Raw genomic sequence first — 15,126 nt, forward strand, 5'->3', positions numbered from 1 at the left:
TTTTTAAACCCACTCAATATCGGCCTTTGAACGCTAAAAAGCCAGTCTAGACACTATAAGTCATTAGACTGGCTTTTTAATGAAATTCTCTTAAATTTCGAGGCTTAACCGCCTAGTAGCGAGACACGCTCAATGACGGATAGTCATCATTGGAAAGCGCCTTCACAAGAATATCTGCACTTCCGCCCATAGACTCAGCGCGGATGTCGATCACCTGGATACGCTCGCCCGAGTTGAGGCTCTCAGAAACCGCTGTATCGCCCGCATAGAATGTTGGAGTTGGAGACAACTCACGGATGCGGATCTGACGATTTGACACCGTGTAGACAGAAGCTTCGTGGATTCTCACACCCGCAGACAAAGCACGAACTTCAACACGGTCCAAAGACACCGGTCTTCTAAGAGTGATACGGAACCACTCACCGCCTGAACGTCGAGTCACAGAAGAAATCTGTGTCGTACCTTCATAGCGACCTTGCGACGAAGGTGGTGGAGGCGGAGGAACTGGACGTGAAGGACGCTCTGGACGAGGGTCAGGGCGCACATGGCCGCCACCGTTACCGAAAGAACCGCCACCACGTTGCTGGAAGCGAACTTCTGTTTCACGAACTTCATACCAAGAACCATCACGACGAGAACATGCAACACCGCGAGTTTCCTCTGTGCGGTTGCCAGCGTAGATCACACTTGTATATTCACGGCAGTATTCGCCGGTGCGATTGTTGTAACCTTCACGAGTCGAAGTGAAGCTTCCGCGCGCGCCTGTGCGTGAACCATAACGACGACCATCCCAGTCACAGCGATCACCCAAACGATCTTGCAAAGAACGGCGTTGTGCCTCTTCAAGAGCGCGACGGTCCGCCTCATCAAGGTCGGAACCGATTTTCCCACCGATCATCGTACCGGCGATCGCGCCGATGATGATGGCAGCCTTATTGCCATTTCCCTTACCGATTTGGGTTCCGATAGCGCCGCCGATAACACCACCGATGATATTACCGATGATTTCTTTGTTCGCGAACGCCGGGCTTGTATATTGTACAAGGGAAGCGACAATTACTGATCCTAAAACGAGGTTCTTTTTCATGGAGACTCCTTAAATTTAAAGTCTTAGTGAATCCGTTGACCCTTTATCCAAACTCTATGCCAAAAAATCAGTGTCAAAAGGAAACCGAAGCGTCTCCTTATGACGGTTTTGCAATACAATTAGTATCTGAACTTTCTTAAGTCGCTGTCTTCCCAGTTGTGTCCGAAGCGACCCGCTACTTGACCTTCCAGGAACTTCAGAACGTAGCGGCCGTTTTCTTGAATGCCCATCACTTGAACCTTCGCGTAGTCACGAGTGATATTCGTCACGACATCACCCACGCAGAAGTTTCTTCCGCAGCCGGAAATTTTCGCTAAGTCCTCTTTACTCCAGTTATGACCGCGGCGGCCTGCCAATTCTCCATCGTAAAAATAAACAGAGTATCTGTCGTTCTTGTCGACGCCAAGAATAAGAACCTTTCCCTGAAACTTGTCTCCGTTGAGGAGATAAGCTTTATCTTCAATACAGAATTTACTTCCGCATTTCTTAGGCAGAGTCAGTTCATCAGAATTCCAGTTACCGCCTAAACGCCCTTTCAATTCGCCTTCCATAAATTCAATTATGACAGAGCCGTGAAATTGCACAGCGACTACTTTCACTTGCATGTTATCTCTGGATTTATTGAAAACGAGTTGTCCAACACAGTACTCTTTTGTACAGCCGGACATAAGAGAGAGATTTTCGCGCAACCAACCACCGCCGACTCTGCCGCGCAACTCTCCCGTCGTAAAGCGCAGGATGTGATTTCCGTTATTGTCAAAACCTACGACCACTGCTTTGGCGTATTCGCGGTCCATCACCATCACTTCATCGCCTTCGCGCAAATTGCGGTTGTAATTTTCCACGCGTGTTTCAGACGAAGCCGGAGGTGCCGGTGGCGTCACCGGCTTTTTTTCTTGCGGCACAAGAGTCAACTTGGGAACTTCGCGGTCCGCGACCGCTGTCACGATAATTTCCGCTTCGCCGCCGAAAGACTCGGCAAGAATTTCGATCGCGACAACACGATCACTTTGATTTAAAACTTCCGAAGAGTTCAAAGAACCCGTCGCCAACACATTCGTACTGCTCAATTGACGAACGGAAACTCTTTGGCCGTTGTCTGTCAGCAGAGTTGTTTGCAGCACTTTCAATTGGTTCTTGGTCACGCGCACGTCCAAACGGGAAAGAGACTGCGCCTTATTTAGATTAATTCTGTAAACCGTTCCGCCCGACTTGCGCGACATACCTGCAACGGTGACTGAGCCGATATATTGAGTTTGCACCGGAGCCGCAGGAGGTGTCGGAGTTTCGACTCTGGGAACTTCCGGAGCTGAATCACCGCCATCGAAAGGATTTGGTAAATCCACGATATCCGCATAAGCAGAACTTTGGATCATTGTTAGAGCTGCGACAAATGTTGTGATAGATCTTTTCATTTTCCGAAACCTTTCTTCACTTAACGTACAAGTCTTGCCAGAGAAGATACATCGAACCAGGTGTCGTAATAGCCGTTCCGGACGACCAACGCTTTGCCGTTTGCAAAAAGCTCGACAACACGACCACTTGTATTTTGATAGATAACCGTACTGCCAAGACAGATTCCCGAACGAGAGTCACACTTAACAGCAAGAGAAACCGATCCTACGTCCACCATGGTGTCGTAGTAACCGTTTCTTTGTAAAAGAGCTTTGCCGTTGGTGAAGACATCCGCAATCACGCCGATAGTTCCTGAAAGATACACACGAGCGCCCGTGCAGACTCCTTGAACACACTTCGTTCTTTTCGCCAAACTGTCAGCGTCAACAGACGTGTCATAGTAGCCGTCGCGAACAAGAAGAACCTTATTGCCATAAATGGCTCTTGCCACACCGATGGTTCCTGAATGGTAAACAACATCGCCTTCACAGATGACACCGCGAGAGTCACAAGACGTTTTAACACCAAGCGCTTTCGTATCTGCAAATGAATCGTAATAACCGTCTCTCACAATAAGGGCTTTGCTATTGTCATAGACGGCGACCGCGACACCGGCAACGCCTTGGTAAAGAACCTTGGCGCCAGCACAGACATTACCGACACACGCGACCTTTTTGCCGACATTTCGCACGTCAGCGAACGAGTCGTAGTATCCATCTCTTTGCAGCAAGATTTTACCATTCGCAAAAACTCGGAGCGCCGTTCCCGCAGAGTTGGAATATTCTACTCCGTCTCCCGCGCAAATTCTTTCATAGCATCTGACAGATTTAGATAAATCACGGACCTGCACATTTGTATCATAGTATCCATCGCGCACTAAAAGCGCTTGCCCGTTAGAGTAAACGCCTCTCACCGTGCCCACGGAATTTTGATAGTAAACAACGTCGCCCGAGCGAATGACGCTGTCCTCACGTGGATTATAAACGGGCGGGCGGCTTGGTCCCGGAGGAGCCGGTGGAGTTGGACGCTGCGGTTGCGTCGGCACCTCGGGCTTTGTTGGAGTCACGACTTGTTGTTCACGCAAAGTCAGTTTTGGCACTTCACGGTCGGCAACGACCGTCACAAGAATATCGGCTTCGCCACCGTAAGATTCAGCGACCAATTCAATACGCGCCACGCGGTCGCTTTGATTTAAAGATTCAGAAGAAAAAACAGAACCCGTGTTCAAAACATCCGTATTCGTCAATTGACGAACGCTGACTTTTTGTCCCGCATCCGTAATAAGCGCTGTTTGCAGGATCTTAAGACGATTCTTTGTAACACGAATATCTAAACGTTGCAGAGAGAGGGCTTGTTTGAGATCGATGATATAAAGAGTCCCGCCGGATTTTCTCGACATCGCACTTATAGAGACGGAACCCACGAATTGAGTTTGTTGTTGCTCTGGACCTGGCGCTGGAGGCACAGGCGACGGCGTGACTTCCCCGTCCCCAAAGTCTCCGGGATTGGGAAGGTCCATAATATCCGCATACGCGGGATTCTGTAATAATGTAGTAGCCGCGAGAACACTCGCCATCCAACGTTTCATATAAAAAGGCTCCTATTTTCTGATCCGCGTTCCTTATTCCAAGTTCTGTGCCTCCATCGAAATGGATATATTGTTTATAACCCTTAGCCAGCTGTCTCGTTTTTAGACAGGGGCCTAAGATGGGCGCTTCTATTTTTTAGGAATTTCAAAAGAAGGCGTCCGACGAATTTGCGGAAACACTTTTGATGTCCAAAAATTTAACAATAATTAAGTCTTGAGAGATTCCATTCGATAAGTACTTCGTCGAGTCCGTAGTCTAGGCGGAGTACTCTTACTAAAGGAATCAGAATGAAGCGACTTTTAGTCTCTCAAACACTCATTACGGCATTGTTTTTCATCGAACCAGCGCAAGCGACAACAGTGCCGGTTTTGAAGTCTCTATTGCCTCATGGGAAAATCACTTCCAAAAATACGGCGACTCTTTATCTAAACTCATCCGAAAATGTCGTCTGTCGCTTCTCAACAAAGAATGAGTCCTTCGTAAAAATGCCGTCTCAATTTAAAACAACGGGCACGAAAACTCATGCGCACGGACTTTCGGGGCTGGAACCCAATAAGGCCTATTCTTACTTCATTGCCTGTCAATCGCCGACAAGCAAGAAAGTCAGCTCCACCGGCGTCGTCAACTTCATCACCGCTGCAGCTCCCGTCACGTTGTCCTCTTTGGCTCCAAACGGTGCAGTCACTACTTACGATACGGCCCGTTTAAGTTTGACGACTTCCGAGAAAGCAATTTGCCGCTACTCTAGCACGCAACAGACATTTGATAAAATGACGTCCGAGTTTAAATCCACGGGAAGCGCTTCTCACCTTCACGAACTTACGGGATTACTTCCCAAGACTGCTTACACCTATTATGTCGCCTGCGAAAGCACGCAATCTAAAGTGCAAAGCTCTATTGGACAAATCAGCTTTACGACGGCCGATGCTTCCCTTTTATACTCTGGCTGGTTACAGCTTCCAGCAAGAGCCTTCCTGAACAATCCGGGCTCCACTTATAACGCCGCTAAGTCCTGCACCCTTTACAAATTCTATACGTCTCACCCAGGAATGAATTCGATCATCAGCGAAAGTTTCAGCAAGGAAGCGACAAAAAGTCCTGCCGCATGCAGGGCTTTTCTTGAAAAACATTATCTCTCGCACGAGTCCTGTGGCCTGCCGGAGATCGACAATAAATATTGGTCTGTCATCGGTGTTCTGAAAGACTCCGCCGACGAGAAGCTTATTTTTAATACTTCAGGTGGCATTAAAAATGTTTCGCTTCAACAAGGCAGCAGCGTCATTGTGTTGCCGGCCGCTCAGTGCGCGACCGCAAGCTACTTCAGTAAAACCAAAGGCGTTCTGTGGTCCAAAGTAGGATCTTGCAACTACGCGCAGACGAAGTTTTGTGTGAATCCAAACGTTCCCTTATTATCACAGTCAGCACCTAAACTGCCTGAGTTTCTGGCTAAAGCCACAGGTATTAGCTCCATTAAAAGAGATATGGGATGGTGTGCGGCCGTTGCGTTAACAATGTCCTCTTTGGGAGCACTTCATTCTTCTCCGGCGGAAATCGCGCAAGATTCTTTCTTATGGAAAAGCAATTTGCCAACAGCGGCGGAAGGCACCTCCGTCACGGATATGAATGAAAGAACCATGTTGTTCGCGAATCTGATTCACAAGATAGGCAATGTTATCGGCACCAACTGGGCAAAAGGCGGCACGACGACGGAACGAGGTATCGCGAGTTTGTACAGTCGCTTAGATCCGTCGATCCGCAATTTGAACGGAATTTATTATGACGGCGAAGTCCTTAGACGAGAATTTAAAATTCTGACTGACGAATGGTCCAAAGAAGCCTTGGTTCAAAACCTCACTGTCGGAAACAACGTGAACTTTGCCCGGGGGCACGCGATTATCCGCGATTGTTATCCGCAAAAAGTTGTGAAGGTAAAATCCGACGACAAGCGAGATTATTGGGAGGCCTCCGGCTACCAGTGTACATGGAAAAAATCGGCACAAACTCACGCCCTGAGCGTAAACGGTCTTGAAGAAGACTATGTGAAAATTTATGACCCTTGGGGAAAAACCTACAATCTTCGGGTTCTGCAAAAAACGGACGTTCCGAACTTAAATATGAAAGTCGCACTCGCAATTCCTGTCGGAGCCGAAGGATATTTCAGAGACACCGGCTTAATGACCGACTCGATGGAAGACGTGGTGCAAAAGACCGTCCTCCCCAAAGGCGCACCTCAACCTGTTTCGCGCAGAGTGGTCAATTACTACTACATCGCGATTTACGGTTATCAGACGGGCATCGTTGGGAAACTTAAAAGATAAAAGTTAAACTCTGAGGAAATTCTTATGAAAACAGCCTTATTCGCTTCAGCTCTCGCATTTTTCGGCCTCGTTTACCTCACCCAACAAGGCTCGGAGTCTTTTGAAGCGCAAGCCGATCTTTCTTCTTCGGAAGAAGCAAAAACGGCTCGTGCGAACGCCACAGAGGAACCCGCTGCCGGTCCGAAAACACAAAATACGAAAGTCGTTGTTAAAGAGATTCAAAAAATGACCTTAGAAAATCCGCATTACGTGAACAGTGCTTACCTTAAACCTCTGCTGGATGACGGCGTTGTTGCCGCGGCGTTCACGCATGCCAAAGGGATTTTTAAAGACAGTCCTAACGCCGAAGACATTGCTTTATGGATCAGTCTTGGAACTGTGATGGATGCCGATCCGGAATATGGCGAGCTTCTGAAATACTCTATGGAAAGAATAAATGACAATGTCAGCATCAATATGTCGTCTTTCGAAGAAGCGGTAAAATCTTTGCGACCCGAAGACAGCTTCATCCGCAGTCAGTTGCTCAATATGGTAAATCAGATGAACATTCCTCCCGAAGAAAAAATCCGCTTCTTCGGAAACGAAGTTTCGCGGACAGCCTTTCTGGATAATGAAGGCAGACTGAGTCCCGACTCACTAAACATCACGACGGCGCTTATTATGCTTAAGAATAACAATGCCCAAAAAGACGACGTTCTTCGCTATATGAAGGACAGTCTTGCTGCCAACCAAAATGAAATCGTCAAAGAAAAACTCCTGGCGCGTTTTGCGGCTTATTATCCCGAGGCGCTTGAAGAGTTGAGATAGTAATCGCTCCCCGCCGTTGTTCCTTATGTCAGTTCTCAGAACTTGGCGGCGCTATGCTGTAATCCCACAGTTTTCAAATTCGTTAGATGAAAGACTCCTTGCGAACGCGCTATTCCGTTCGGATCTAAAAGGAGTTTTTCAACATGAAAATACGGTCGTTTTCTTTGCTCTCTGCGTGTCTTTTCCTTTCAGCGTGTTCTCCTGACATTGCAACACATCTGAATCCTCATTCTTCCGACAATGCCGGTATTATTGGCGGGACTCGCGTGGAAGAGCGAAGCAGTCCCGCAGCCAGAAGCGTGGTGCTTATCGAAATGACGAATGCCAGCGGATTTCCTTTAGGGTTTTGCAGCGCTACTTTGATCGGTCGAAATACCGTCCTGACGGCAGGTCACTGCTTCGACAAAACTCGCATCCCAAAACTTGCGGGCTTTAACGTCGTCTTCACCAATGACTATCAATCGTTCTCCAAAGATGAACGCCGCAAGGGCAAAGCGCATATGGTTCACCCCGATTACAACAGCACTAAAAAGTTCTTTGATCATGATTTGGCGGTCGCGGTTTTCCAGGGACCTCTGCCAAAAGATTACGAGCCGGTCGCCTATGATGAAGACGTCAACGCGAAATACGCCGGCGACAAAGTGTACGTTTATGGTTACGGCCGCTCGCAGGATTATAGCGGCAAGAAAACCGAACTCACTTATCTGCACATCGGTCAGTTGCATCGCGGAGTCATGCAAATTGAAGGAACTTACGATCGTTTCCCAGATCGCTATTGGACAAACCATCAAATCCCGACATTTATTTGCCAGGGCGACTCCGGAGGTCCGCAGTTCCGTCACGAGAATGGCGAGTTAAAATTGATCGGTGTAAACTCCGCCGTCTATGGACCGGAGTTGCCTAATGGACTCACAAGCTGCAAGGGTATTGCGCAGGCGACGAAAGTGGCTCCGTTTGCGGAGTGGATTAAATCCGTGCGCTACACTCTTACCACTGAATTTTCGGAAACATTTTTAGAGCATTAAGACGCGTTTGTTCACACAGCTGTTCTTCGCTGATCCCCTTGAGGTCGGCGACGAACTTCGCGGTGTGCACAACATAAGCCGGTGTATTCTTTTTCCCGCGCATCGGAATCGGCGCCAGGAACGGAGAGTCCGTCTCGACATGAATACGATCCAGCGGCAACATCTTCACGGTGCTGCGCAGATCATCAGCGTTTTTAAAAGTCACAACGCCACTGATGGAAATATTAAATCCCAAATCCAAAGCCTGCTCTGCCAACCAGCGTGTACCTGTAAAGCAGTGAATGAGACCATTCACTTTACCTTTGAACTCTTTGAGAATGGCAATGGTGTCTTCTTCCGCATCCCGCGTGTGAATTTCCACGGGCATATTCGTACGTGAAGCGATCGCCAGCTGTTCGCGAAAAGCCTCTTGCTGTTGTTCACGTGGAGATTGATCGTAGTAATAGTCCAGACCGATCTCGCCAACAGCAACCACGCAGGGCTCTTTCACGTGTTCTTCAATAAATTTCCCGGCCTCTGTCGTATAGACTTTGCCGTCGTGAGGATGAACGCCCAATGTGCAATACACATCGGGATAATATTTGCGTGCGATTTCGAGAACAACAGGATGATCTCCAGGCTCGGTGCCAATCGTAATGATCTTACGAACGCCGACCGCCTTTGCATTGGCGATTGCCGCCTCGACACCTTCTTCAAGCATGTTTAAATGCGCGTGAATATCAATCCATTCCATACACACATTCTAGCTTAAAAAGGTCTAACGGGTCAAAAAGGTTCGACTCTGAGGCGAATTAAGGGCGATGAGTGATAAAGAATTCTTCCATAACCAATTGCGGGTCACGGTTGGCGCCAAAAGCCTGCTCGACTTGCAATGCTTTTTGGATCAGATCCAAGAGGAACTCGCGACTGTATTCGGCCAAAGTCTTAATCAAAGACGCCTGATCCATATTCACGATTTGTGATTTTGCACCCTCTTGGAAGTACACAGCGTCTTTTACGAAGCTCACCCAGTAGGAAATCAAACGTTGTCCTTGCGAGCGATCTTTAAACTCAGGACGCCATTTTTCATTCAAAATAAAATCAGGATCGTTCAAAAACAAATTCAGCACTTCGATGGATTTTTGGCGCAGCTCTTGTTCGGGCCCCTCTTGAAGTTGCGCGAGTTTTTCAAAACTGCCGCCGGCGGCTTTCAAAGCCCAAGAAGGAGCTTTGACTTTCTTTCCCAAATCCTCGGCTGTCAAAGGTTTGAACTGAACGATACGCGAGCGGGAACGAATCGTCGGCATCAAGCCTGCCACACTTGGAGCAATCAAAAAGAAGAACGTGCCTTCGGGCGGCTCCTCCAAAGTTTTGAGAAGCGAGTTCGCCGTTTGCGCGTTCATCGTCTGCGCTTGATCGATGATGACAACGCGATTTCCTCCCAAGCTTTTTAGGCTGAGGAACTCGATGACTTCTTTACCCTGTTCAATTTTAATCTGTGTTCCGGAGGGCTCAATCACTTTAACGGATTCGTGACTGCCTTGACTCATGCGAAAGCACGAAGGACATTTGCCGCAACCACGAGGACTTTGCGGGCACACCAAAGCCTGCGCCAACCCCATGGCTGTGAGCTTCTTGCCGACGCCGTGAGGACCGACAAACAAATACGTTTGCCCAGGTTTTCCCTGTTCAAAAGAGGTCACCAGTTTTTTGATGATCTCTTGATGTCCTAAAACGAAATCCAGCGTCCGAGCCATGATTATTAAAACCTTACGTTAAAATTTTCTTTTCCGTCAGAGCTTTTAAAAGCTGTTGAAATAAAACTTCCGGAGTTTCCTGTGCGTTGAGCACTAACCAAGCATCCGCATCTTCGCGCGCTTGTTTTAAAAACGATTGGCGCACTTTTTCATGAAAAGAATCCGCTTCCGATTCGATGCGGTCTTCGCTTTCCCCTAAAGCGGCGCCACGACCTTGACGGCGACGGCGCGACTCCTCCACAGACAAATCAAGAAGGATCGTTAAATCCGCTTTCAACCCGCCTGTCGCAAATTCGTTCAAAGCCATGACATCTTTTTCGGAAATCTCTCGGCCTCCGCCCTGAAAAGCCACAGAGCTTGCCGCAAAACGATCGCAAAGAACCCAAGTTCCCGCAGCGAGCGTAGGGCGAATCACTTGTTCAACGTGTTGTGCGCGACTGGCTTCGTACAACAAAAGCTCCGCACGGGCCAAAGGCGACGGCCCCTCTGTGCGCAGGATCATGTTTCTGATTTCATCTCCTAGCGGTGTGCCGCCAGGTTCACGAGTTCTTTTAAAAGAAATGCCACGGGCTTGCAGCTCGCGCTCCAAGGCCGCCATCAAAGAACTTTTCCCGGACCCATCAAGGCCCTCAAACACCAGAAACTTCATATGCCTGCTTTTATCTTAGTTGAAAACGGGGCCGCAAGATCGTCTTCCGGCCATGTGAACCTTGTCAGATATTGCGCGGTAGACGTCAACAAATCGCATCGCAACAAGGCGCATTGAACCCTTCACATCGCCAATTTGCACCCGCACAAAACCCTTGACCACAGGGGAGACGGTAATGCGGATCAACGAGTTGCGCTCAAAACGGTTTGTAAAGGTCAAAAGATCGGCCAAAGGCGGCGGTGGGAAACCCAAACTCGAGCTGAATCCGGCAGAGAAAAACTCGGGCGAAGAGACACTGTAACCAGGAATTGCTGGCGGATAAAAAGAGTGTCCTTTTAAAGTTTCAGCTCCGTTACGACGGCCCATCAGCATACCGGCTTTACCCACAACGCCGATCACCGAAACGGCGGCTTTCGTGTTATCGAAATGCTCGGAGTTATGGAAAATTTCAAAGACAAAAGCTTTGGATTTTTTATTGAAGGCGAAAGACAGTCCCACTTCTTCAGCTCCGCCCGCACCTTTGCGAACCACACCCGTTTCGGCAACGATCCCTGCGGAAACGCTGACACCGAATTCATTCGAGTCAATCACAAGAGGCGCTTGCGACCACAGTTTATAGTCGATGCCTTTCAAAACCGCTTGCACGGCTTGGTGACTGCGCTCGTTAAAGGTTCTTTTTACTTTTTCGGTTTGTTCGGACTCTTTTCCGAAAGCTTTTTTAACTTTGATTTTGACGAAGCTAAACCCGTCGCCAACAAGACTGCCCGCTCCGAAAACGAATTTCGTCGTATTCAGAATACGGGCCGCATTCGCCAAGAAGTGCAAACGCATTTCTTGGAACTTCTGCTTGCGGTCTTCCGGAAGATTTTCATACGCTTCAAGAGGATTCGCCTCTTCAATAGATCCACCGTGCGCAAGAATTTGCTGTTTAACTTTTTCCGGGAGCTTCAAGCCCAGAGCGGCTTTCATTTCTTCGCGGTCAGGAAAAGAATCAAACTCAAAGACTTTGCCTTCGGAAAGACGAATCAAGGTCTTTTCTTTTTGCGCGACTTTCGCTTCGTCTAAAACACGTTCTTCAACCTCTGTCTCAATATGAGAATCGTCCGACCACGCCAGCGTGAATGGAGAAGTTAAAATTAAAACTAACAGCCAAAAGCGAAGTGTGTTTTTCATATGATGAGGGCAAATTGCAATCCCAAGGCCCTCGAAAAACTTCTCTAAGCCCGCGAAAGGAGGAGAAAACACTGTCTATGATTTCAACAGCGCGCTATTTCTTGCTCTCACGAACCGATGACTGTCGACTCTCGCGAAACAAATACGATCGGCACGGATAACAAAGCCCTTACTCGCTTTGCCACTGATCTCCGGATTTGTGGAATTTGATTGTGGTGAGGGCTTGTTTTTCGACTTCGATTTTTTCCCCCTGCTGACCGATCAGACTTCGCGCTTCGGCAAAGTTAAAGCGGCGGCTCTTTGAGGCGTCCACTTTGCTCGCAATCGCTAGAAGAGTGCGGCGCAATTTCGCCGGATAGGTTGTGACCGTTACGGAAACAGTGGCCAGCTTCTCACCCTGAAACTTGATCTCTTCGACCTCGACCTCAGAACTTTTTTGAATGAAATTGATGAAAGCCTCACGAAGGACGTCGGAGTGGGACAGGCTGCCTTGGGCCTCCTGCTGGATTTGCTCTGCAAATTTCGTTTGCCCGATCTTTGTTGCTTCTTTTTTAAGCATTCCTTCGTCCGAAGTGCAGGAAACGAGAGTAAAACCGAGAATAAGTGGCAGGAGGATTTTTAAAGTCTTCATAGATTTGAGTTTATAGGTCTGTGCGCATTTGAAAAGGCCAGCTCACGACATTATGCATCATTGCCTTAGATTTCAAGCACTTTGGGATGGACGAAGCCCCCTCTTTGTCCCTATATTCAGGGGTCTTTGGGAGATACTAGAAAATGACTACTTTCATCGGAATTATGCATATCCTTGTTGCTGTTGTTTTGATCATTCTTGTTTTGATTCAAGATTCTAAGAGCGACGGCGCTTTGGGCATGGGTGGCTCTAGCGGTTCTAACTCTTTGTTGGGCGCAACAGGTGCACAAACTTTGGCTGGAAAAATGACTGTTTGGGCAGCCATCATCTTCGCAGTAACTTGCTTGGCTCTTTCTGTTTTGACTTCATCTAAAACGAAATCTGTTGTGGATACTTTGCCATTGCCAACGGCTCCGGCAACTGCGCCTGCAACGACAGAGACAGCGCCTGCAGCTGATGCAAATGCAGCGGCGGCAACAGCAGCTCCGACAACGGAAGCAACACCTGCAGCTTCTCCTGCGGCAACACCAGCTCCAGAGAAAAAGTAATTTTAGTACATTCTCGCTGAGTTCTTCGCTATAGTTTCTCTATGGCGAAGAACAACTGGCTGATCTCCATTCTGATTATCATTGGCATTTTTAGCGTAGCCCTTTCTCTTTTTATCGCGACACAAACTGAAAAACAAAAACCAGGGACTCGTCCTCTCGCGCGTCTTGAGCTCAATCTTGGTAAAGTCTTTGTTCTTCGCAAAAACATGACTCAGAAAGAAACTCTCACTCGCCGTGCGACTTTATTTGCATTGGATTCCGTTGAAACCAGCGTCGATGGTGACGCAACGATGGAGTTCGATTCGGCTTATCGTATTCGTGTGCAAGAAAACTCTTTGATCACTTTGGACGAGGAAAACGACCGCATCGTTATCATTATCAAACGCGGCGACGTGCAAGTAGAAAACTTCGGCCGTGAAGGCAGCGTCTACGTTTCTCGCGATGGCATCCGCTGGAGCGCCACTGACTACGAGATGAACTACAAGAAACAAGCTCCGCCCGAAACTTTGCCCGAACTTGCTCCTGCCGAAGGAACTTCTACGCCGGCGGCAACCATGGCCGAAGGTCTTACCTCTGAATTTATTCAAGACACTTTGAAAACTCACCGCGGCTCTTTCTTCAAGTGCTACACGCAACTCTTGCAAAAAACCCCGGGCATCGTCGGCCAAGCCTCCATCAGCTTCACCATCGAAAGAACCGGCAAAGTCGCGCAAGCTGAAATCGCTTCTTCGAGCATCAACGATGCCTCTTTCAGAAAATGCTTGATCGAAGCCATCCGCCGAGTCGAATTCAAATCCTTCTCCGGGGACCCAATCTCGACAGTATTCCCGCTGCGCTTCGAATAATCCTTTAAATAAACGCGTGAATATTATCTAGGGTTCTTACGAAAATTTGCTGGGAAAGGCTTTGTTCTTTTCTCCGGAGTCGGCCTTCGTCGGCGCCACGATGGCGCGAACCGAGCCGTAGGATCGGCGACGATTGAAGCTGGACGCTGTGCCGACGGAGCGAGGAAAGAACAAAGCCTTTCCCAGCACATTCCTCGTGCAAGACACCCGCTAGATATTTTTATCGGTAATCGTGAAGATAATCGATGCGATCAGGAATCCAAGGCTCGTGAACTCCTTCGAGTTCGTAGACTCTTCCGTCTGCCACTGTCTTTTCTTTCAGTGGAGCGACTTTGGGTTCGTAAGAGGAATGGAGCAAACCTTTTTCTTCGAAGAAAGGACGGACTTCTTGAAAAGCTCTTTCGCCTAAGATGCCGCGACGGATGAATTCGTCGAAGCTTTTCATGAGTTCTTCCGGAGTATAACCGTAGTTGTAAATCATGTCTTGAATGACAGAGTAAAGCCCTTCAAGTCCGATGCGATGGTCTTGGAAAAGATCCAACGCCACTTGAAAAGTGTTATAAGTCGCTAAAGTGCGGCGGCCAAATTTTAAATAATAATCCGGGTCCGTGTCTGTCGCGAGATTGATATAGATTTTTTCAACCGGGTCGTTTTCGGGAATGCTCGCTTGAATTTCTAAAATCGTGTCGACCTGTTCGCCCGAGACGTTCAATCTTTCCAGTGTCGTGCGTATTTCGTGCGCCCCTAAACGACGAGAGCAAATATCTGAATAAAGATTATAGATGATCGCATCTGTTTCGGAGTCGTCTCCCCAACAGATCTGTCGAACATTATCGCTTAGACGCGTACGCAGTTGTAAGAGAGCTTGCAGCTTGTATCCCACCTGCTTCGTCAAACGCCAAAAACGACCGGGACGCAAATTCGCCAAGTTGTCTTTATAAAAACAACCGAAAGGACGAATGTTGTCGAGCGCAAACTTCTCAGAAATTCTTTCCTCCATTTGCGGAGGAGATGCCGTGATAAAATAAATCGGGAAATACATGTAACCCTTTTGCTGCTTGCGATACTCCGACAAGTTCTGCAAAAGAGTGTTTGTTCCCGGAATGTTTTTCTTATTCAAGGCGCGTTCAAGAATGGTCGTCATCAAACCTGACAAGGAGTCGATGGTTGTGTCCAAATAGGTTTTATCGAGATCCCAGATAAAGACCTCTTCGTGGCTCTTTTCCATACCTTCCGATACATAGCGGAAGAAAACCACGTCCCCATTCATTTCACTGCGATCACGCCAATCAGCCATGATCTTATTTTAGAGGATTCAAAAGC

At 48.1% G+C, this 15,126-nt stretch carries 14 protein-coding genes; 5 read left to right on the top strand and 9 right to left on the bottom strand.

Annotated features, from left to right (window positions below; all coding sequences use genetic code 11):
* Positions 1 to 112 precede the first annotated feature (112 nt).
* The 3 genes from QJS83_RS12350 to QJS83_RS12360 all read right to left on the bottom strand — a co-directional run bounded on the left by QJS83_RS12350 (position 113) and on the right by QJS83_RS12360 (position 4,070).
* Positions 113 to 1,087 (bottom strand): beta-sandwich domain-containing protein, encoded by a 975-nt coding sequence (locus QJS83_RS12350; RefSeq protein ID WP_284605201.1) that lies wholly within the window; start codon positions 1,085 to 1,087, stop codon positions 113 to 115.
* Positions 1,088 to 1,206: 119 nt separating this feature from the next.
* Entirely contained in the window at positions 1,207 to 2,502 is a 1,296-nt protein-coding gene (locus QJS83_RS12355; RefSeq protein WP_284605202.1) for a beta-sandwich domain-containing protein, read from the bottom strand.
* Between the two features lie 20 nt (positions 2,503 to 2,522).
* A complete protein-coding gene (locus QJS83_RS12360) occupies positions 2,523 to 4,070 on the bottom strand; it encodes a beta-sandwich domain-containing protein (RefSeq protein WP_284605203.1) in 1,548 nt (515 codons plus the stop codon).
* Between the two features lie 288 nt (positions 4,071 to 4,358).
* On the opposite strand from QJS83_RS12360, the gene QJS83_RS12365 reads away from it, so the two are divergent.
* From QJS83_RS12365 to QJS83_RS12375, 3 genes are all read left to right on the top strand, one after another.
* Entirely contained in the window at positions 4,359 to 6,389 is a 2,031-nt protein-coding gene (locus tag QJS83_RS12365) for a hypothetical protein (RefSeq protein WP_284605204.1), read from the top strand.
* Between the two features lie 24 nt (positions 6,390 to 6,413).
* The gene (locus QJS83_RS12370) at positions 6,414 to 7,196 is read left to right on the top strand and encodes a hypothetical protein (RefSeq protein WP_284605206.1); all 783 of its coding nucleotides are present in this window, start codon (positions 6,414 to 6,416) and stop codon (positions 7,194 to 7,196) included.
* A 143-nt stretch (positions 7,197 to 7,339) separates the two neighbouring features.
* The gene (locus tag QJS83_RS12375; RefSeq protein WP_284605208.1) at positions 7,340 to 8,221 is read left to right on the top strand and encodes a S1 family peptidase; all 882 of its coding nucleotides are present in this window, start codon (positions 7,340 to 7,342) and stop codon (positions 8,219 to 8,221) included.
* On the opposite strand, the gene QJS83_RS12380 is transcribed toward QJS83_RS12375, so the two are convergent.
* The 5 genes from QJS83_RS12380 to QJS83_RS12400 form a co-directional block, all read right to left on the bottom strand.
* Positions 8,184 to 8,954: a TatD family hydrolase gene (locus QJS83_RS12380; protein ID WP_284605209.1), complete on the bottom strand. Its 771-nt coding sequence runs from the start codon at positions 8,952 to 8,954 to the stop codon at positions 8,184 to 8,186. The two genes, QJS83_RS12375 and QJS83_RS12380, sit on opposite strands and share 38 nt — an antisense overlap.
* Positions 8,955 to 9,012: 58 nt before the next feature.
* Positions 9,013 to 9,957: a DNA polymerase III subunit delta' gene (locus QJS83_RS12385; protein ID WP_284605210.1), complete on the bottom strand. Its 945-nt coding sequence runs from the start codon at positions 9,955 to 9,957 to the stop codon at positions 9,013 to 9,015.
* Positions 9,958 to 9,970: 13 nt separating this feature from the next.
* Positions 9,971 to 10,606 (bottom strand): dTMP kinase, encoded by a 636-nt coding sequence (gene tmk, locus QJS83_RS12390; RefSeq protein WP_284605211.1) that lies wholly within the window; start codon positions 10,604 to 10,606, stop codon positions 9,971 to 9,973.
* Between the two features lie 15 nt (positions 10,607 to 10,621).
* On the bottom strand, positions 10,622 to 11,779 hold the full coding sequence (locus QJS83_RS12395) for a hypothetical protein (RefSeq protein WP_284605212.1): 1,158 nt from the start codon (positions 11,777 to 11,779) through the stop codon (positions 10,622 to 10,624).
* 169 nt (positions 11,780 to 11,948) lie between these two features.
* Complete coding sequence (locus tag QJS83_RS12400) at positions 11,949 to 12,410, bottom strand: hypothetical protein (protein WP_284605214.1); 462 nt, start codon at positions 12,408 to 12,410, stop codon at positions 11,949 to 11,951.
* Positions 12,411 to 12,553: 143 nt separating this feature from the next.
* On the opposite strand from QJS83_RS12400, the gene secG reads away from it, so the two are divergent.
* Together secG and QJS83_RS12410 are read left to right on the top strand one after the other, a co-directional pair.
* A complete protein-coding gene (gene secG / locus QJS83_RS12405) occupies positions 12,554 to 12,958 on the top strand; it encodes a preprotein translocase subunit SecG (protein WP_284605215.1) in 405 nt (134 codons plus the stop codon).
* 41 nt (positions 12,959 to 12,999) lie between these two features.
* Complete coding sequence (locus tag QJS83_RS12410; protein ID WP_284605216.1) at positions 13,000 to 13,803, top strand: AgmX/PglI C-terminal domain-containing protein; 804 nt, start codon at positions 13,000 to 13,002, stop codon at positions 13,801 to 13,803.
* 220 nt (positions 13,804 to 14,023) lie between these two features.
* Here the strand turns inward: QJS83_RS12410 and QJS83_RS12415 are convergent, their stop codons facing one another.
* Entirely contained in the window at positions 14,024 to 15,100 is a 1,077-nt protein-coding gene (locus tag QJS83_RS12415) for a phosphatase domain-containing protein (protein ID WP_284605217.1), read from the bottom strand.
* Positions 15,101 to 15,126: the final 26 nt, after the last annotated feature.

It is taken from the genome of Bdellovibrio sp. 22V (assembly GCF_030169785.1).
Taxonomy (GTDB): domain Bacteria; phylum Bdellovibrionota; class Bdellovibrionia; order Bdellovibrionales; family Bdellovibrionaceae; genus Bdellovibrio.